Source organism: Parabacteroides sp. AF21-43 (assembly GCF_003635435.1).
Lineage (GTDB): Bacteria > Bacteroidota > Bacteroidia > Bacteroidales > Tannerellaceae > Parabacteroides > Parabacteroides distasonis.
Genome location: NZ_QTMG01000029.1, coordinates 22658 through 42204 on the forward strand (window position 1 = coordinate 22658; position 19547 = coordinate 42204).

Here is a 19547-nt window from a genome sequence, read left to right on the forward strand (position 1 = left end):
TCAGGCTTCGCAAGATGAAAGTAGCGCCAGCCTGCCGTCTGTTTGGCCATTGTCGTCAAGCCTATTACCAGTCCAAGGCTGACATTGGGAGCCATGTGAAGAATGAACGTCTCATGCTGGATACCGTACGTGAGATACGTGGCGAGGATCCCGGTATCGGTGGTTACAAGCTGTGGATCATGCTCACCGCCCTCTTCGGAGAGAGGTTCATGCCCGGTCGCGACAGCTTCTACACGCTGCTTCGTCGACACCGCCTGATGCTTCCTCCCCGCAAAGCCAGGGGCACAACCAATTCCAACCATCGTTACCATAAGTGGAAGAACTTGATAAAGGGCTTTGTCCCAACCTCTCCCAATCAACTGTGGGTTAGCGATATTACCTATATACCGCTTGCCGGCGGAGACGTCTGTTACCTGCATCTGGTCACGGATGCTTATTCCCATAAGATAGTGGGATGGGTACTGGCTGATAGCTTGCGTGCCTCAGCCACGCTTGAGGCGTTGCGGCAGGCCATAGACCAGGCCGTTGAGATGACAGGGAGTGAAAATCTGGAGGGCCTGATACACCACTCTGACCGTGGCGTGCAGTATTGTTGCGACGCGTACGTGGAGCGCCTTCGGCGGCATGGCATTGCCATCAGCATGACGGAAGACTACAAGCCCACGGACAATGCCGTGGCGGAACGTATCAATGGGATAATTAAAGTGGAACGCCTCTATAGGCAAGGGCTGTTCGAGACCATCGAGCGTGCCGCGAGCGTGATAGAGCGCTACATCTACTTCTACAACTACCGCCGACCGCACATGAGTGTCGGTTATAAAACCCCGGGCATAGTGCACGGGGAGAAGGAAACGCAAATAAAAATGTGGCGGAATAAAAGAAAACCCGTGAAAAGTAACGAGAAAGAGATGGATACGATAGCTTTGCAAAGCCGAACAACTAATCTCTCAGAAGGGCTCTGTTCGGCCCAGAGGTAATGTGTCTATGTTATCAGTATGAAGTTAAAAGAAGTGACTACTATATCAGTATTACTTTATAACTACTGTCTACTGATTACGTTTATAAACAAAAAAAGTGTCTAGATAAATCAGGAAAAGACAACTGTTCGTGATTTTCCTCTTTTTCCATCGGGGTGAAAAACTTTTTCCACCGTGATGAAAAAGCTTTTTCACTACGATGGAAATCCTTTTTCATCACGGAGAAAAAAGGGTTACTTGTATTTTTATTACCTTTGTGTCCTTAATTGTTTAGGATGTACATATATAATTCAATACCCCATATAACGAACACGCTAAATCTGGGAAAGGACCTATTGGAGGTCTTATTTGAGAAAAGAAAATCATTACCGTTTCGCTATGATTATGCGTTGGATATTATCGATGAGAATAAATTGAATATCTTGATCGAGCGTGAGGTGATCCGCAGGAACGGCCCTTATATCGAGATGGATGAGCATTATCTCTCTTTCTATGAGCTGCTTCTGGAGGCGAATGAGGAGATTTCTACCTCGGTGATCGATGAGAATATCCAGTTGGTGTATCAATTGATCGATTATTATGGCAAGGAGGATAACGATTTGCGTAAGCTGGGTTATCTGCGATCGGTCAAGGCGCATTTGCGGAAGATCGGGAAGATCTTGGTACGTAACGTGGTGTCCTTGCAACGGGTGATCGATAATACGTTCAAGAACGAGCCGAGCTATAAGGTGAAGATCGCCAAACTGGAGAATCTGGACGCTAAACGAATCGAGATCAACCGCCTGATCGTGGAAGTGGAGAAGCTGCTGGATCGGGAACGGACTCCCTTTTTCGCCCAAGTCCCGGACGAGGAGCTGTTGACGATCGCCCGTGAGTTGAAGACGGAGTTATTGAGCGCCGGCCATAGCTTGATCCATTCCCAACAGGATATCATTGATTACTTGAACCAGATCCGTACGCAGGTGGGTTTTACCCGTAAGCTGCGTCGTATCAAATATCTGCGGGAGCAGTTTGAGTTACAGGAGAACACGAACGTGCGGGAGGTGGTAGACGCGGAGCGTTCCGTGGTATTGGAGGGCGTGCAGCCTACCTTATTCAAGATTTCCATTCCTTATTTGCAAACGGACGAGGCGCTGGATGTCATCTTGAAGGTGGCCGACGGCATGCGGCCGGACAAGGCTATCCACCGGCAGGAGCTGGGCGTGATCTCCGCCGAGCAGATGGAGAATCAAGAAGTGGGGGAGGCTGCTATCAATACCCGGAAGATGATGGATGTTTTTAGCCGGACCGGAGGGGATTTGTTCTCTTTCGTGATGGGCTACGAGTATAACCGGGAGATGGATTTCGAGGCGAAGGTTACGTTATTTTGCCGTTTACTCTCCCTCTATGAAAATGAGTTGGAGATAACAGACCGTTTTGGGCATACGGAGCATATAGAATATGCCATTATTCAAAGAACCTAGTTGTAGAGACGGGGCGTGCCCCCTGTGATGAGACGGGGCACGCCCCGTCTCTACAACTGGATAAAATAAAACAACAATAATAAGATGATAGATAATTTACCGGTACAGACCGCACAGATCTATGATTACCTGTCGAAAGGTAATTTTCTGTGCTCGAATACAAGTGTAAAGGAGTTGAGGACACTCTTCTCGGTCGTAGAAGATAATTTTGAGCGTTTACGTGATTATTTCTCGCATATCAATTTCGTGTTGGAGCAGGGGAATAATTACTTCTACTTCTCCCGCAAGGAGCCCCGGGCTACCTTGGAGCAAAAGCTCCAGCGTTTCTTCGCTTGGATCGATATCATGGACTTCTTCTGTACGTACGATACGGCCTTCGGGCCCGGTTTCACTTTCTCGCCGGCGGAGATATTGGTACGTTCCCGTATCGACATGGATCTAGAGATGAAGCTGGACGGGTTGAAAAAACATACCGGAGGCAAGGAGAAACGCAAGGATATCCTCGATACCATCTTGGACAGGATGACGAAAGAGGGCTTTATCGAGTGCGTAAGCGATATGAACGGGACGTGGAAAGTGCTCTCCTCGTGGGATTACCTCACGAAGATGATCCATAGTATTAACATAAAGAACGAAGATGAGATATCTCAATAAAATAGTATTTATAAACAGCGCCGCTATCCGTTACTCGGAAGTGCAGCTGGATGGAAATATACATTTAATCGGAACGCAGGGAGTGGGGAAGAGTACGATCCTCCGTGCGATCCTTTTCTTTTACAACGCCGATACGCAGCGGCTCGGAATCCCGGTCGAGAAGAAGTCGTATCAGGATTATTATTTCCCTTATGCCGATTCCTCGATCATCTACGAGGTAGCGAGGGAGGATGGTTGGTTTACGGTACTTAGTTATAAGACGATGAACCGTATCTGCTACCGTTTTATCGCCTCTCCGTACCGGCCGGATCTTTTTATCGACGAGGAGGGAGCGCCTTATCCGTCGGATCGTATCCGCTCGGTGCTCGATAAGAACGGTATCAAATATAGCGGGGCGATCTCCACGTATGAGGAATACCGGAATATCCTCTACGGAAACTCGGATAATAAACGGGATTACTCCTGTTATTCCTTGATGGAGAGCGGCTCGTATCAGAATATCATCCGTACGATCCAGAACGTCTTGCTGAATTCACGCTTGGAGGCGGATTATATCAAGCAGACGATCATCACCTCCTTGAACGAGGCGGATAGCGTGATCGACTTGAGCCGTTATCGGAGCCATCTATCCGGTTTTGAGGCGCAACTGAATGATATCGGTGTTTTTCGTGAGCCGGGCATGGTGCGGAAGGCCGCCGGGATCTCCACCTTGTCGGACGATATCCGTAAGCGGGATTTACGGATCAACGATCTGTGCCGCCAATTGCGCGGGGCTTATCTGGAAACGGAGCGTATCTTGCCGGAGTTGTCCCGGAAGATACACGAGCAGGAGGCGGTCAAATCGGATTTCTATAAGCAAAGGGATAAGCTAGACGCTGAATCGAAGAACCGGACAGCCACGATGGAAGGCGAGTTGGCCGTGCTGAAAAACGCCTTGTCGGAGGCGGAAGCGAAACGGGTTTTCTATGCCGGGAAAGATATCCAGACGGCGATGGATCGTTGTAACAAATTGGAGATCTTACAGCAGGAACAGGAATCCTTAGTCGTGGAGAAAGATTTGCTTTCTTCCAAGAATAAAGAAGCCTCGGTCTTGCACGCCAATTTGATCGCTAATCTGAAGAACGAGTTGGCCGGCTTCGAGAACGAGAAACAGAAACAATTACTGGCGGCAGAGACCGAGATCAATGCTCGTCGGGAGGCTCGCCGGGAGTATTATCGACGGCTACGGGAGGAATTGCGCCATGCCGCCTCGGAGGAGAAAGAGCGTTTGTTGGTGGATCGGGAGAAACGTACGACGGAGGTCGCCGCCTTGAAGATGCGTATCAAGACTGCCCGGGGGCAGTCGGGAACCTCGGAGGAATTGGAGGCGGTCAAGGGGCGTCTCGGCAATTACGATGCGAACCGGAAGGACTTGGAGCTGAAGATCCGTGAGCTGAAGTACGAGTTGAACTACCAGACGAAAGAGTTCGAGACCGCCGGGAAGCATCTGGATGAGGATTATCAAAAGCTAGCGGAATCCAACGAGGTGAAGATCGAGGCCCTGAGCGCTAAGCTAGCGGAACTGACGGAGTTCTTGGATAACCAGAAAGATAGTTTCTTCAACTGGCTGTCCGAGCATAAGCCCGGCTGGGAGCAGACGATCGGGCAAGTGTGTGACGAGCGCCTGCTTTACGGGAAAGAGTTTACGGCGGAGGTAGGCGAGGGAGATACCTTTTATGGAATCCGCTTCACCTCCGGGATTCACCGGAATGTCAAGACCAAGGAGGATTACTTGACGGAGAAGAAGGATGCCGAGGAAAAACGTGCCGGGATCCAGCGGTTCATCGCTACGGCGCGGCAGGATTTGGAGGCGGCCAAGGAGAATCTTCGCAAGCAATATCAATCCTCGGTGAAGTCCATCAAGGAGGATATCTATCATGCGGAATATGAGTTGGAACAACTGGCGGTTCGCAAGAAAGAGGGCGAGTCTCGTATGTCGGCCTTGCGGGATCAGGCGACCCGTCTCAGGCAGGAGGAGATCCGGCGCTTGGAGGAGGAGTTGAACGCTGCCGAGGCCGTCCTTTCCTCGATCCAGCAGGAGATCGCCACGCTTCAAGGCAAGATGGACCGGGAACTCGCTTCCTTGGATGAGCAAGAGAAAGACGAGCTGGCTGCTTTGGATAAGGAACTCTCCGTCGCAAGGGAAGCTATCTCGGAGGAGATCGCACGCAAGAAAGCGGAGCTGGAAGAGCGCAAATCCGGATATGACAGGGAGCAATTGGATAGCCTGACCGCTAGCGGTGGCGATCCGAAACGTTTGGAGGAGATCCATTCCCGCTTGGCGTATATCGGTGGGGAGATTAAATATATCAACGAGACCAAGGCATTGATTATCGAGTATCTGAAAGATAAACGAGAGATGCTGGATAAGGTACCCGACTGGACGGCGGAGAGCCTACGTTTGCAGCAGATCATCCACGGGGAACGGGAGGAATTGAAAAAGCGTCTGGCGGACGTGAACCGGAGTATCTTCAAGGTAGATGCCGAGTTGAAGGAGCTGAAGGAGTCCAACCGGAAAGCGTTGGAGAACCGGGAGGAATATCACCGCTCTACCCTGTTGGACTGGTTTACCTCTAGGGAATCCATCTTCTCTTCCATGAACCGTACCGATACGGATGGCGATTGCCGTTCCTTGGTACGGGAGATCACGATCCGCGTCAGCGAGCAATCCCAGAAGCTTTCCGAGCTGCGCAAGGAGATAACCGCCTACACCGGCAATTTCTCCGAGGATAATGTGTTCGCCTTCAAGACGAGCTTCTCGGATGATAAAGAGTATATGGATTTCGCTTGCGACTTGAAGGAGTTTATCGACGAGGATAAGGTCTCGGAATACCAATCGCGTATCAATACCCGCAACTCCGATATCTTCCGGCAGATTACGGCGGACACGAAAAGCATGGTCTCTCAGGAAGGTAATATCCGTGGCGTGGTGGATCAGATCAACGCCGATTTCAAGGAGAAGAACTTCGTGGGGATTATCCAGTGTATCGAGATGCGTATTGATCCGAGCCAGAACAAGATCGTCAATCTGTTGAAGGAGATCAAGCGATTCAACGAGGAATATAGCTGGGATTTGGGGCAGAACCTGTTCGCTTCCTCGACCGACGATACGACTACCCGGGAGAAGGCGACGACGTTGTTGCGTGAGTTGATCAAGTCGATGGACGCTTATTCCGGCAACTTGATCCGCTTGGCGGACTTCTTCGACCTTAAATTCCGGGTGATCGAGAACCGGAATGATACGGGCTTCGTAGAACGTCTTACGAACGTAGGCTCCGAGGGTACGGATATCTTGGTCAAATCCATGGTGAATATCATGTTGCTGAACGTGTTCAAGCGGAACGCCTCCACGGTATTCTCCGATTTCAGGCTCCATTGCATGATGGATGAGATCGGGAAGCTGCACCCGAACAACGTGGCGGGTATCTTGAAATTTGCCAACGACCGGGATATTCTCTTGATCAATGGTTCGCCGACCGAGCAGGATGCCCTGTCCTATAAGCACATCTATAAACTGGAGAAGGATACGGATAGCTTCACCCGGATTCGCAGGGTGATTACGCAGTTCGATTAGTTACGATCTATGTTAGGGCCTCGGTTGATACGGGTGAGAGACGAGGCTCTCTCATAGGTCATAGATTAGGCTCTCTTATAGGGGTAGGTGTCTCGTCTATGGCCCATAAGAGAGCCTCGTCTATGACTATACCATTGAAAAAATGTTAAAGCCCTGCGATCTCATCCAGCCAAAGCGTAGCCATCGCGTCGCTCGGCATTCGCCAGTCTCCACGTGGGGAGAGGCTGATGGAACCTACTTTCGGGCCGTCCGGCAGGCAACTGCGCTTGAACTGTTGCTGGAAGAAGCGGCGGAAGAAGGTATGGAGCCATTTCTTGAGGGTGGCATCGTCGTAGGTTTCCCCGAATGCCCGCTTCGCCAAGAAATAAATCTTCGCGGGTGAGGCTCCGAAGCGTAAGAAGTGATAGAGGAAGAAATCGTGCAGCTCGTACGGGCCTACCAAATCCTCTGTCTTCTGCTTGATATTCCCATGCTCGTCGGCGGGAATCAATTCCGGGCTGATCGGAGTGTCTACTATATCTAATAACGTGGCGCGGGAAGCCTCGTCTACCTTGTTATTGGCCACCCATTCCACCAGATATTTAACCAATGTCTTGGGAATGCTACCGTTGACGCCGTACATAGACATATGGTCGCCATTGTAAGTAGCCCAGCCCAAGGCAAGCTCCGAGAGGTCTCCCGTACCGATCACAAGGCCGTTCTCTTGGTTTGCTACGTCCATAAGAAGTTGGGTACGCTCGCGGGCTTGGCTGTTCTCGTACGTCACGTCATGTACATGGATGTCGTGATCGATATCCTTGAAGTGTTGGATGCAAGCCTCCTTGATGGAGATCTCCCGGAGGGTCACGCCAAGGGAGCGTATCAAGTCGCAGGCATTGGTATAGGTACGATCCGTCGTTCCGAAGCCGGGCATGGTGATGCCGATGATCTTATCCCGTGGGATCTTCAAGGCATCGAAGGTCATGACGGTGACCAGTAGGGCCAAGGTGGAATCCAGTCCCCCGGAGATGCCTACGACGGCGGTTTGGGCGTGGGCGTGGAGGATGCGCTTGGCGAGTCCCGCTACCTGTATATGGAATATTTCCTCGCAACGTTCTTTCAAGGCATCGCCGGAAGGGGTAAAGGGATGCGGGTCGATTGCCCGGGTCAAATCCAGTGTCCGGTTGGGAAGGCTGAATGAGACTACGGTGCCGTTATCCATGTTATGGTTGAGATAACCCTGCATGAAACTGGTGTTGATCCGTCGGTCGTTCTGTAAGTTCTGGATATCGATCTCGCTGATAACGAGTTGCTCCTCCATGGAGAAACGCTCGGATTCCCTTAATAACGTGCCGTTCTCCGCTATGATACCGTTTCCCGCGAATACGAGGTCGGTACTGGATTCCCCGAAACCGGCGGAAGCGTAGACGTATCCGGCGATACAACGTGCGGATTGCTGGCAGATCAAGGATCGTAAGTAAGCATGCTTACCGATCAACTCGTTGCTGGCGGATAGATTGAATATCAAGTTCGCCCCCTGCATGGCTAGCTCGGAGCTGGGAGGGATGGGAACCCAAAGATCCTCGCAGATCTCGATACCCACACGTACCTCATCGTACTCGAAGATCAGGTAGCAATCCAGCGGCACTTCCCGGTTACCGATCGTGATCATGGATTGCTGTAGGTGTGAAGAGGCCGTGAACCAACGCTCTTCTTGGAACTCCTTGTAGCTGGGCAGGTAACTTTTGGGCACTACCCCCAATATCTCGCCCCGTTGGAAAGCGACGGCGGCGTTTATCAGTTGGCTTCCGCTGACAAGCGGGCAACCTACGATCGTTAGTAAATCCAGATCGGCGGTGTTGTTCACTAAATCCAGCAAGGCTTTCTCGGCGTTTCTGAGTAAGGTCTCTTGCGAGAACAAATCCATGCAAGTATAAGACGTAACCGATAATTCGGGGAAGGCGATGATCTGGACCTCTTTTTGGGACGCTTGGCGCATCAATCCCTCAATCTGTTGAATATTATAAAAGCAGTCAGCCACTTTAACCTGTGGTACGGCTGCCGCTACTTTGACGAATCCGTAATTCATATTTGTTATTGTTTATCTGATAGATGTTCTTAATTTATCGGGGTTTTGACGACAGTCCCACAACAATACGATACGTATGGAACGTTTTCCTTCTTGGGTATATATAAGTTTATGATGTCCCTCGATCAAGGAGCGATATTCCTTGTCTCTATCGGCGAAAGTCTCTTCTATAGTACCAATAAGAGGATTGTTCTTGATCCGGATACAATTCTTCTCTAACTTATCGATAAAGTTGAGAGCAGCTTGTTTCCCAAAGTGCTTTAAACAGTAGGCTATGGCTAAATCAGCTTGTCTTTTCGCACGGGGTGCCCAAATTACTTTAGCTTGTTTCTCCATGTCTCAAAGAATTGGTGCATATCATCCTCATTGATGCCTTTACCTTCTTCTAGCTCCTGTTCGGCTATATCTATTTCCCTATTGGCTTCTTTCAAACTGAATGAAATGGGAGATGCTGCATTCGCCTTGGACATAATTCGTTTCATATATTTCTCGATCTTTAGGACCGTTTCCATATCGTCTATTTTATTGAGATACCTCTCGATAAAGCTTTCTCTCCATTGTTGTAACTCTATTGTCGTCATATCAATTTCCCTCCTATATATTTATGCCCCAAAGGTATGTATTTTGTATGGGATAAAAAAGAAGGAGAGGTATACTTCGCAGCATCCTCTCCTTATTAATACAAAACAATCAACAAAAAACTACTGTCTGAATAAGACTATCTGATGAATAAAAGCTCACGGTATTTCGGCAAGGTCCATATCTGGTCATCGACAACCAGTTCCAACTTGTCGATATGGTAACGGATGGCTTCCATCATCGGGACGATCCGGTCGTGGTAAGCGATCGCCTTCTCCCGCTCGCTCTCGATCTTGTTGGCTATCTTGCGGGCGTTGACCATCTCGTCCACTTTTTCCTTGATGAAGATCGTGCGGTTCGCTATATCCTCGATGATCTCCATGTTCTTGGAGGATAGATGGGCGGCTTTATCGGCGGGGAATAATTCACGCATCTTATATACGTTGTCGATCAAGGAAGACTGGTATTTGGTGGCCATCGGGATGATATGGTTCATCGTTAGGTCGCCTAATACACGTGCCTCGATCTGGATCTTCTTCGTGTACATCTCCCATTTGACCTCGTTGCGGGCTTCCAGCTCCTTGCGGGTCATGACTCCTGTGGATTCGAACATGCGGACACTGCTATCTTTCAGATAAGCGTCGAAGATCAAAGGCACGCTGGTCTCGCAATCCAAGCCCCGGCGTGCGGCCTCGGTCTTCCATTCCTCGCTGTAGCCATTGCCGTCGAAATGGATCGCCTTGCATTCCTTGATATCCTTGCGGATTACCTCGATGATAGCGGCGAACTTATCCTTTCCGGTGGCTATCTTAGCGTCTACCTCGGCCTTGAACTGCCTCAACTGATCCGCTACGGTGGCGTTCAATACCAGCATGGCGGCGGCGCAGTTCGCGGAGGAACCTACGGCACGGAACTCGAAACGATTACCGGTGAAGGCGAAAGGGGAGGTACGGTTACGATCCGTGTTATCGATCAATAACTCGGGGATACGGGCGATATCGAGTTTCATGCCTTGCTTTCCCGCTAGGTTGAAATCTTCCGTATCGCTGTTCTCCAGATGCTCCAATACCTTGGATAATTGTGCTCCTAAGAAGCTGGAGATGATTGCTGGAGGAGCCTCGTTCGCTCCCAAGCGATGTGCGTTGGTTGCGCTGGAGATGCTGGCCTTCAACAATGCGTTATGGGTGTACACGGCTTTCAGTACGTTGACCACGAAGGTCACGAAGCGCAGGTTGTCTTCTGGCGTCTTACCCGGTCCCATCAAAAGGATTCCGGTATCGGTTCCCAGCGACCAGTTATTGTGCTTGCCGGAACCGTTCACGCCTTTGAACGGTTTCTCGTGCAACAGGACACGGAACCCATGTTTGCGGGAGATCTTGCGCATTAGGGCCATGATCAGTAAGTTATGGTCATTGGCGAGGTTGCATTCCTCGAAGATGGGAGCTAGCTCGAACTGGTTCGGGGCGACCTCGTTATGGCGGGTCTTTACGGGAATGCCGAGCCTCAATGCCTCTACCTCGAGGTCTTTCATGAATTCCATGACACGGGTGGGGATGGCGCCGAAGTAATGATCCTCCAACTGCTGGTTCTTGGAGCTTTCATGTCCCATCAAGGTTCGGCCGGTCATCAACAGATCGGGACGTGCGGCGTACAGGCCCTCGTCTACTAGGAAGTATTCCTGTTCCCAGCCGAGGTAGGCGTATACTTTCTTCACGTCCGGGTTGAAATAGTGACAGACATCGACTGCCGCTTTGTTTACGGCTTCTAAGGCTTTTAGCAGGGGGGCTTTGTAGTCGAGGGATTCGCCCGTGTAAGCGATGAAGATCGTCGGGATGCAGAGGGTGTCGCCTACGATAAAAGCGGGGGAGGAAGGATCCCAAGCCGAGTAGCCACGAGCCTCGAACGTATTGCGGATACCGCCGTTCGGGAAACTGGAGGCATCCGGCTCTTGCTGGATCAGTAGTTTGCCCTCGAATTCCTCAAGTACGCCGCCTTTGCCATCATGCTCGATGAAAGCATCGTGCTTCTCGGCTGTACCTTCCGTCAAGGGATGGAACCAGTGGGTGTAGTGGGTAGCGCCTTTTTCCATCGCCCATTTCTTCATGCCGGCGGCCACGGCGTTCGCTGTCTCACGGTCTAACGGACTACCGTTATCGATGGAGTCCACCAGTCTCTCGTACGCTTTCTCTGGAAGATATTTGAACATCTTCTCACGGTTGAATACCAGCTCGCCGTAATACTTGGAAGGTCTCTCGGCGGGAGTGGTTAGCTCGGTCGCTTTTTTCTCGAACGCCGATTCTACGACTCTAAATCTTAACTTTGACATAATACCTGATGATTATTGTTGTTTATAGTAAATGACTTATCTTAGCCACTTCCTCAGCCTAGCCATGGCCTCTAGGGTGTCATCCCTATCGCCGAAAGCGGTGAGGCGTAGATAACCTTCCCCGCTCGGTCCGAATCCCACTCCGGGGGTTCCGACTATCTTGACTTCATAAAGCAGTTTGTCAAAGAATTTCCATGAGGAGAGGCTGTCCGGGGTCTTTAGCCAGAGGTATGGGGCGTTATCGCCTCCGTACACCGTGAGACCGCAGTTTTGCAGACCCTCTTTCATGATCTTCGCATTGGTCATATAATAATTGATAGTAGCTGTTACTTGCTGTTTCCCGGCGGTGGAATAAACCGCTTCCGCACCCCGTTGGGTTATGTAACTGGTTCCGTTGAATTTCGTGCATTGGCGACGGTTCCATAATTTGTTCAACTGTACCCGTTGCCCGTCCAGCGTGAAGGCGTTCAGCTCCTTCGGTACAACCGTGTATCCGCAACGTATTCCCGTGAATCCGGCGGTTTTAGAGAAGCTCCGGAATTCGATGGCTACCTTCTTCGCTCCTTTGATCTCGTAGATAGAGTGGGGAATATTTGGGTCCTGTATATAAGCCTCGTAAGCGGAGTCGTACATGATAAGCACGTCGTTGGCGAGGGCATAGTTTACCCATTTCTTCAATTCGTCCTTAGTCAAGGTCGTTCCGGTCGGGTTATTGGGATAGCAGAGGTAAAGGATGTCCACCCTGCGACTGGGCAGATCCGGTACGAAGTTGTTTTCCGCCGTGCAAGGGATGTATACGACATCGCTCCATTTCCCGTTTTCCAATACCCCGGTGCGTCCGCTCATTACGTTCGAGTCGATGTAGACCGGATATACGGGGTCTGTCACCCCGATACTATTGTCGTGGCGGAGCATGTCACCTATATTTCCACAATCGCTTTTCGCCCCGTCGCTGATGAATACCTCGCTCGGTTCGATAAAGACTCCCCGGCTGGCATAATCGTTCTTGATGATAGCGTCGATTAGGAAAGGATATCCCTGCTCGGGGCCATATCCGTGGAATGTATCCTTGCTCGCCATTTCTTCCACGGCTTTATGCATCGCCTCAATAACGGCGGGGGCAAGTGGTTGCGTAACATCACCAATACCCATTCGAATGATCTTATCCTTGGGATGGGTAACCTTGAAGCTGTTTACCTTTTTCGCGATGTCGGAGAAAAGGTAATTGTTCTGTAATTTCAGGAAATGTTCATTAATTAGTGCCATACTCAGTTCTTTTGTTTTTATGTTGTTGTTTTTGTTGTTTTGTCTTGTTCCCCGTGTCAGACTTTGATGAATCCCTCGAACACGTTGACCGCTCCGCCGGTCATAAAGACCTTACCGCTTCGCTCGTCCCACTCGATGGTTAAAGGGCCCCCATCCATGATGACCTTCGTCTTTCGCTTTGTCTTCCCACGTACGACCCCGGCCACGGCGGTGGCGCAAGCTCCGGTTCCGCAGGCTTGGGTGATGCCGGAACCTCGTTCCCACACCCTCATCCGTACCTCGTCCGGCTTTAGCACCTGCACGAACTCCACGTTTGTCCGATCCGGAAAAAGCGGGAGGCATTCCAGTAACGGGCCTACGCTTGCCAGATCGACCTGGTCCATCTCGTCCACGAAGATAACCAAGTGAGGATTTCCCATAGAGATGACGGTGCCGGTGTAAATTTCTCCTCCGGCCTCAACTTCCAAGGCGATCTCACCTACGGCAGGCTTTCCCATATCTACCGTGACCTCGGTGACCTCTTCACACTCTATTTTCAATTGTAGCTCTTTGATACCAGATAAGGTCTCTAACGTAACCTTGTTCTTTTGCGTTAGGCCGGCCTCATAGACATATTTGCCAATACATCTGGATGCGTTTCCGCACATCATCGCCTCGGAGCCGTCCGCATTATAGATATGCATGCTGAAATCGGCGATGTCTGAAGAACCTATCAAGACCAAACCATCAGATCCTATGCCTGTGTGCGGCTTGCTCCATGCGATAGATAATTCCTCGGGGTTGTGTATCGGATAGACCATCGTGTTTACATAGATGTAATCATTTCCGGCACCGTGCATCTTTGTGAATCTGATTGATTTTGTCATTTTGATGATATTATTCTTTATATTATTTCTTTTTGTTTTGTCGTAATGCAAATATATAACGTTTTGATAAGTATATAACAGGTGAGAGGCTCGAATGTTTTATAAATATGAAGTTTGTAATAGATTGAAGTTATAATATATGCTTTTAGTTATAAATAATAATTAGAAGTGCGTGTTTTGGTTTTATATCGTAATATATGCTTTGTGAATATGGGTTGCTGAACTGTAAGTAAAAAAGCTATATATCTATCTATTTGCTTAAAATAAGTCTGTTTGTCTGACGAGCCTCTTTTTCAAGAAGCCTTAACTAGGGATAGATAATGGGTGAAAATACGTATTTAACCACTGATTTCTACGTAAAAGGTCATGTTTTGTCACACGAAAGGTCGCGTTGGGCGACGCAAGTAGTGGCGTTAGCCAATGCGATAGGTCGCGTAAGGCGATACATATAGTCGCGTTGGGCGATACAACCGTATGAAATGCCTCTTTTATCCGTATAAAAAACATGTTTTGACCCGTATAAATGTGAACTAGCATGAATTATTTTTCTAGAACAAAAGGTCGTATTTGGCTAATATATTACTAAACAATCATTTGCTAATATTTTTTCTCATATTTAGGGACGAGAAGTACATCTGGCCAGAAAAATCAACTCTCCGGGAGTTTGGTTTACAAATTGACAAAAAGAAAGGAGCTACTCGGTTTTGTTTCCGGATAGCTCCTTTTTTCAGATTAACTAATTATCTAGATAATTTATTTTACGAACTTAACAGTTGTCTTATGAGCAGATCTCAAGAGCTTAGACTGATCGATTGAGATCATATAAATGCCGTTCGGCATATTCGGAGTGCTGATGTATTGCTCATCGCTAGTGATGATACCCGTAGAAACAACTTTACCTACCATATTAACGATTACATAATTACCCTTACCATTCTTTACATAAAGACCGCTAGCGGTTGTAGATACCGTAACCTCTTGAACCTCGTCATTGATAGTCTCGTTATCGGTGATGATACCCATAGCGTCAGATGTAATATATAATGTCGCCATGCGGACATTTTCTTTAACGCCATCGCCATTAGGATCAACAGCAGGACTAAAGTCTACCGTAATCTTAGTATCATTTGTAGGAGCCGTAGCCTTGATATTCATGACTTTTTCTTTACTGCTTCCTTTCAAGAAGTTGACATCTACGATCATCTTTGTATCTTTTAAGCTCGTAGCTTCAACTTTTGTCGTTGCGTCGATTTCCATTACACGAATAACCTCATCTTTTTTAGCTTCGTAAATAGAATCGATTGTAATAGTGTAATTGGTTTCTGCGCTTGCTTTAAGATTACTAACGACACCATTAACAAGAGAGGACATAATAGAATTGATTGCTGTGCTCATTGTTGCTGGCATTGTAACGATCTGTTTAGACATTGGAGTCCAAGCTGTATTTACGTCAGCACGTACTGAATCTGTTGTCGTTAAAACTAGATTTGCTCCAGATACGCCAATTGTCGGAGTCAACTTCTTATATCCTTTGATTTTGCTAGATGCGGCATCATATGAAGTCAAGACAATAGAATCTGCAGGCATGCCTGTTGTTGATTTCAAGTTTGCATATACGACAGCGTCACCCATTGGCAATTTTGCGTTAGGTGCTTGTAGAGGTTTACCGAATAAGCTAGCCTTGATAGTACTTTCTGTCATCAACTTTGTCATATCAAGAGATATTTGGAAGTTCGGGACTTGAGCTAACGTTGCAGCTAGACTACGTAAATTATCTTCTAAAGTAATCGTATAATCAATCGTACCAGAGCTATTTGCTGTTTCTGTTAGGCTTATCAATTTTCCATCTTTAAGCGGGAAATTAGGGATCATGCTACCCACGGTACCTAACCAACCTAATTTCAATTCTACGGATAAGCTGTTGAAAGGAAGAATGGTTCCTTTGTTCCCGGTCTTGATTAATACCGATAATAAATTTGTGGGTTTACCCGTTTCTGCGTCAACTAAAGCAGCTGCGGATACATCAATTTTCTCTGGTAAATCAATTTTTACGGATTGTCCGTTAAGTGAAACGTTATATTCTTTATAATCACTGAATGTCAGTTTTACGTCATTAACGATCCCTGCGATGAAATCACCCATTCCCGGTGCTATCGCAGAAAAATCCATAGAACTAAGATCCAATTTTAAACTATCAGGAGTAACCGAGATTGGATTTAATTGATCTGCACGTAGGCTTGATACTTGAGGCAAAAATAAAGGGGAATTAATTATGCTTTCGATATTAGGATTTGTGAGAGACATGAAATCAACTCCACTAATTTGCTTTACTTGATCAAAAACGGCAGGAACAATAACTTTAACAACAGCAGCCTTTTCTTTATCTGTTAATTGTTTTTGTTGTTGTGCCATCACTGGGGTGGTAGCCATGAATGTAGCGGCTGCCAAACTAATGCATGTAAAGATTTTCTTCATATAAATTTGTTTTAAAGTGTTTTATGACTCTAGCTGGCAAAGTTATTATAAAAATTAAATGCACCAGCGTTTATTATTCATAAAAGTTGGTGCATTTTGCTACTAAAGAAAAGAAATATTCGTCAATAAGCGGATTCATGTACGTCTTTTATGGCCCTGCCGCTTGGCTCGTTCATGTTTTTGAAAGCCGAGTCCCAAGCTAAAGCCTCTGCGGTAGAACACGCTACGCTAGGAATGGAAGGTACGCTTCTCGCCGCGCTTTCGCTGGGGAAATGCTCTTCAAAGATGGAGCGGTAATAATACTCTTCCTTGTTTTGGGGTGGATTGATTGGGAATCGTTTGGCGGCATTCGCCATCTCTTCATCAGTGACCGACTCGGAGGTTATTTTCTTTAATGTATCGATCCAGCCATAGCCTACCCCATCCGAGAATTGCTCTTTTTGCCGCCAAGCAATCTCCTTGGGCAAGCTGTCGGAAAATGCTTCTCGAAGTATCTTCTTCTCGATGATCGTACCCGGGCACATCTTTGCCACCGGATTCAGACGCATGGCCACATCAAGAAACTCTTTATCCAAGAACGGCACTCGTCCTTCTACGCCCCATGCGCAAAGGCTTTTGTTCGCGCGCAAGCAATCATATAAATACAGTTTGCTTAATTTACGCAGGGTCTCTTCATGGAAAGCCTGTGCGTTCGGGGCCTTATGGAAATATAAATATCCCCCGAATACCTCGTCCGCACCCTCGCCGCTTAGTACCATCTTGATACCCATGCTCCGGATCACACGGGCCAGTAAATACATGGGGGTGGAGGCTCGGACGGTAGTGACATCATAGGTCTCGATATGATAAATGACATCTCGTAAAGCGTCCAATCCTTCTTGTATCGTATAATGGATCTCATGATGAACCGTACCGATCGCATCCGCTACTTTACGGGCGGAGATCAAGTCCGGGGCATCTTTCAATCCGATGGCGAACGAGTGGAGTTGAGGCCACCATGCGTCCGCTTTCCCATTGGTCTCGATGCGTTTCGCCGCGTATTTCTTGGCGATAGCAGAGGTGATGGAGGAATCCAGACCTCCGGATAGAAGGACGCCATAAGGGACATCGCTCATCAGTTGGCGTTTGACGGCGGCTTCCAGCGCATCGTGAAGTTGTTGTACGTCGGTAGGATTATCTTTCACGTTGGCGTAATCCATCCAGTCACGGGTGTACCATCTCGTGAGTTTACGGTCTTCGCTATAGAAATAATGACCGGGGAGGAACGGCTCGTAATGAGTGGCGAAGCCTTCAAGTCCTTTTAACTCAGAAGATACCATCAAGTGTCCCTCGTCATCGTATCCGATGTAGAGCGGGATCACGCCGATCGGGTCACGGGCGATCAAGTAAACCTCTTTCTCCTCGTCATAGAGAGCGAAGGCGAAAATACCGTTGAGATCCTCGATGAAATCAATCCCTTTCTTCTTGTATAAGGCGAGGATCACCTCGCAATCGGAGCCGGTTTGGAACTCGTAATCGCCTTTTAACCGTTCTCGTAATTCCTGATGGTTGTAGATCTCTCCGTTGACGCAGAGGATGAGTTTGCCGTCGGGGCTGACCAAAGGCTGCCCTCCGGAGGCGGGGTCTACGATGGAAAGGCGTTCATGGGCCAAGATAGCGGTTTTGCCTTGGTAGATACCACTCCAGTCCGGCCCCCGGTGACGGATTCGTTTACTCATTAATAACGCTTGTTTACGCAGGGCTTGCGCTCCGTCGTGTATATTGAATATCGCTGTTATACCACACATGATCATTAAAAATTGAAAGTTGAAAATTAGTTGGTTTGTAAGAAACGGTCGATGGATCGGGCGACATTACGGCCGGAGGCCATCGCTTTTACGACTAGGCTCGCTCCGCTGACAGCGTCTCCGCAGGCAAATAGGTTGCTGTTGGCGGTATATCCGGCGTTGTCTACGGCGATGTTATCGCGGTTGTCGGTAGCCAATCGCAGTTCTTTGATCAATCCTTCTTGCTCTGGATGCAGGAAGCCCATGGCGAGGAAAACCAGATCGGCCTCGATGATCTCTTTCTTGCCGGTCAGCCTCATCTGCGGACGGCCTCCGTCTGGGGAGGGAACCCATTCGACTTCTTCTACCTCAACCCCTATCAGGTTGTTTTTCTCTCCGATAAAACGGTTAGAGGCTAGGTTCCACCGGCGGATACAACCTTCCTCATGGCTGCTGCTGGTTTTCAGTACTTGCGGATACATGGGCCAAGGTGTCGCCGGATTCTGTCCGACGGGTGGCTGGGGCATGATCTCGATCTGGGTGACACAGGCCGCCCCATGACGGTTCGCTGTCCCTACACAATCGCTACCCGTATCGCCTCCGCCAATCACTAAGACTTTCTTGCCTTTGCAATTGATCTGGCTTTTGGGCGGGATGGGGATGCCTTCTAAGATCCGGTTCTGCTGGCTTAATAACTCCAAGGCGAAATGTACGCCTCTTAAATGACGTCCCTCGATAGATAGATCCCGGGGAACCTCGGCGCCGATCGCTACGCAAACAGCGTCGAAATCTTTCACTACATCTTTCGCTAATATCTCTTTGCCGACCATCGTGTTTACACGGAAAAGAATCCCTTCTTGCTCCATGATACGGATACGGCGATCGATAATGTGCTTGCCTAGCTTGAAATTGGGGATGCCGAAGCGTAGCAAGCCGCCCGGTAACTCATCTTTCTCGAATACGGTGACTTCATATCCTTTCCGGTTCAATTGGTTCGCCACGGTCAATCCGGCGGGACCGCTACCGATCACGGCTACCTTTTTCCCGTTGCGTACCGGTTGGATAGGCTGTACGTATCCTTCCCGGAAAGCGGCTTCCACGATAGCCGCCTCGTTCTCACGGATCGTGACAGGTTCGTCGCAGCTAAGTTTCAGTACGCAGCTTTTCTCGCAGAGGGCGGGGCAGACACGTCCCGTGAACTCCGGGAAGTCGTCGGTCTGCTCCAATACGTGATATGCCTCTTTGTAACGGCCTTTGTATAACAAATCTTGCCATTCGGGTTGCTTGTTACCCAGTGGGCAGGCCCAGTGGCAGAAGGGTACGCCACAATCCATGCAGCGGGAGGCCTGCGTACGGCGGTCGCCGCTGTTCAAGGTCTGTTCTACCTCGCTGAAATCATCTATACGTTCGTGGACGGGACGATAGCCCGCCTCTTGTCTATGTATCGTTAGAAATGCTCTTGGGTTTCCCATAGTTCTCTTGTTTTTGTGTAAA

General features: G+C 48.7%; 13 protein-coding genes. 4 read left to right on the plus strand and 9 right to left on the minus strand.

Features of this window, described 5'->3' with window-relative positions; genetic code table 11:
* Positions 1–14: 14 nt before the first annotated feature.
* The 4 genes from DWX84_RS17265 (at position 15) to DWX84_RS17280 (ending at position 6707) form a co-directional block, all read left to right on the plus strand.
* Positions 15–977 (plus strand): IS3 family transposase, encoded by a 963-nt coding sequence (locus DWX84_RS17265; protein ID WP_009018803.1) that lies wholly within the window; start codon positions 15–17, stop codon positions 975–977.
* A gap of 275 nt (positions 978–1252) precedes the next feature.
* The gene (locus tag DWX84_RS17270; protein WP_048928060.1) at positions 1253–2440 is read left to right on the plus strand and encodes a hypothetical protein; all 1188 of its coding nucleotides are present in this window, start codon (positions 1253–1255) and stop codon (positions 2438–2440) included.
* An 84-nt stretch (positions 2441–2524) separates the two neighbouring features.
* Positions 2525–3094 (plus strand): hypothetical protein, encoded by a 570-nt coding sequence (locus tag DWX84_RS17275; protein ID WP_005866029.1) that lies wholly within the window; start codon positions 2525–2527, stop codon positions 3092–3094.
* Positions 3078–6707: an ATP-binding protein gene (locus tag DWX84_RS17280; protein ID WP_121960979.1), complete on the plus strand. Its 3630-nt coding sequence runs from the start codon at positions 3078–3080 to the stop codon at positions 6705–6707. Before DWX84_RS17275 ends, DWX84_RS17280 begins: the two co-directional genes overlap by 17 nt.
* A 145-nt stretch (positions 6708–6852) precedes the next feature.
* Here DWX84_RS17280 and DWX84_RS17285 read toward each other — a convergent pair whose 3' ends face one another.
* The 9 genes from DWX84_RS17285 to DWX84_RS17325 all read right to left on the minus strand — a co-directional run bounded on the left by DWX84_RS17285 (position 6853) and on the right by DWX84_RS17325 (position 19525).
* Positions 6853–8775: an NAD(+) synthase gene (locus DWX84_RS17285; protein WP_048928062.1), complete on the minus strand. Its 1923-nt coding sequence runs from the start codon at positions 8773–8775 to the stop codon at positions 6853–6855.
* Positions 8776–8787: 12 nt separating this feature from the next.
* Positions 8788–9111 (minus strand): type II toxin-antitoxin system RelE/ParE family toxin, encoded by a 324-nt coding sequence (locus DWX84_RS17290; RefSeq protein ID WP_008774025.1) that lies wholly within the window; start codon positions 9109–9111, stop codon positions 8788–8790.
* Positions 9090–9356 carry a hypothetical protein gene (locus DWX84_RS17295; RefSeq protein WP_005866038.1) on the minus strand — a complete coding sequence of 89 codons (267 nt, stop codon included), beginning with the start codon at positions 9354–9356 and terminating at the stop codon, positions 9090–9092. Before DWX84_RS17295 ends, DWX84_RS17290 begins: the two co-directional genes overlap by 22 nt.
* A gap of 137 nt (positions 9357–9493) precedes the next feature.
* A complete protein-coding gene (locus DWX84_RS17300) occupies positions 9494–11680 on the minus strand; it encodes a glutamine synthetase III (protein ID WP_048928063.1) in 2187 nt (728 codons plus the stop codon).
* 36 nt (positions 11681–11716) lie between these two features.
* Positions 11717–12946 (minus strand): LL-diaminopimelate aminotransferase, encoded by a 1230-nt coding sequence (locus DWX84_RS17305; RefSeq protein ID WP_048928064.1) that lies wholly within the window; start codon positions 12944–12946, stop codon positions 11717–11719.
* 56 nt (positions 12947–13002) lie between these two features.
* Complete coding sequence (dapF, locus tag DWX84_RS17310; RefSeq protein WP_048928065.1) at positions 13003–13812, minus strand: diaminopimelate epimerase; 810 nt, start codon at positions 13810–13812, stop codon at positions 13003–13005.
* A 753-nt stretch (positions 13813–14565) separates the two neighbouring features.
* Positions 14566–16287 (minus strand): DUF6383 domain-containing protein, encoded by a 1722-nt coding sequence (locus DWX84_RS17315; RefSeq protein WP_048928066.1) that lies wholly within the window; start codon positions 16285–16287, stop codon positions 14566–14568.
* 122 nt (positions 16288–16409) lie between these two features.
* Positions 16410–18074: an asparagine synthase B gene (asnB, locus tag DWX84_RS17320; protein WP_048928067.1), complete on the minus strand. Its 1665-nt coding sequence runs from the start codon at positions 18072–18074 to the stop codon at positions 16410–16412.
* Positions 18075–18100: 26 nt separating this feature from the next.
* Positions 18101–19525 (minus strand): glutamate synthase subunit beta, encoded by a 1425-nt coding sequence (locus DWX84_RS17325; protein WP_048928068.1) that lies wholly within the window; start codon positions 19523–19525, stop codon positions 18101–18103.
* Positions 19526–19547: the final 22 nt, after the last annotated feature.

Bases quoted from the DNA above. Each gene is read 5' to 3' on its own strand.
- DWX84_RS17265 (WP_009018803.1), top strand. From the start codon at position 15: ATGAAAGTAGCGCCAGCCTGCCGTCTGTTTGGCCATTGTCGTCAAGCC.
- DWX84_RS17270 (WP_048928060.1), top strand. From the start codon at position 1,253: ATGTACATATATAATTCAATACCCCATATAACGAACACGCTAAATCTG.
- DWX84_RS17275 (WP_005866029.1), top strand. From the start codon at position 2,525: ATGATAGATAATTTACCGGTACAGACCGCACAGATCTATGATTACCTG.
- DWX84_RS17280 (WP_121960979.1), top strand. From the start codon at position 3,078: ATGAGATATCTCAATAAAATAGTATTTATAAACAGCGCCGCTATCCGT.
- DWX84_RS17285 (WP_048928062.1), bottom strand. From the start codon at position 8,775: ATGAATTACGGATTCGTCAAAGTAGCGGCAGCCGTACCACAGGTTAAA.
- DWX84_RS17290 (WP_008774025.1), bottom strand. From the start codon at position 9,111: ATGGAGAAACAAGCTAAAGTAATTTGGGCACCCCGTGCGAAAAGACAA.
- DWX84_RS17295 (WP_005866038.1), bottom strand. From the start codon at position 9,356: ATGACGACAATAGAGTTACAACAATGGAGAGAAAGCTTTATCGAGAGG.
- DWX84_RS17300 (WP_048928063.1), bottom strand. From the start codon at position 11,680: ATGTCAAAGTTAAGATTTAGAGTCGTAGAATCGGCGTTCGAGAAAAAA.
- DWX84_RS17305 (WP_048928064.1), bottom strand. From the start codon at position 12,946: ATGGCACTAATTAATGAACATTTCCTGAAATTACAGAACAATTACCTT.
- dapF (WP_048928065.1), bottom strand. From the start codon at position 13,812: ATGACAAAATCAATCAGATTCACAAAGATGCACGGTGCCGGAAATGAT.
- DWX84_RS17315 (WP_048928066.1), bottom strand. From the start codon at position 16,287: ATGAAGAAAATCTTTACATGCATTAGTTTGGCAGCCGCTACATTCATG.
- asnB (WP_048928067.1), bottom strand. From the start codon at position 18,074: ATGTGTGGTATAACAGCGATATTCAATATACACGACGGAGCGCAAGCC.
- DWX84_RS17325 (WP_048928068.1), bottom strand. From the start codon at position 19,525: ATGGGAAACCCAAGAGCATTTCTAACGATACATAGACAAGAGGCGGGC.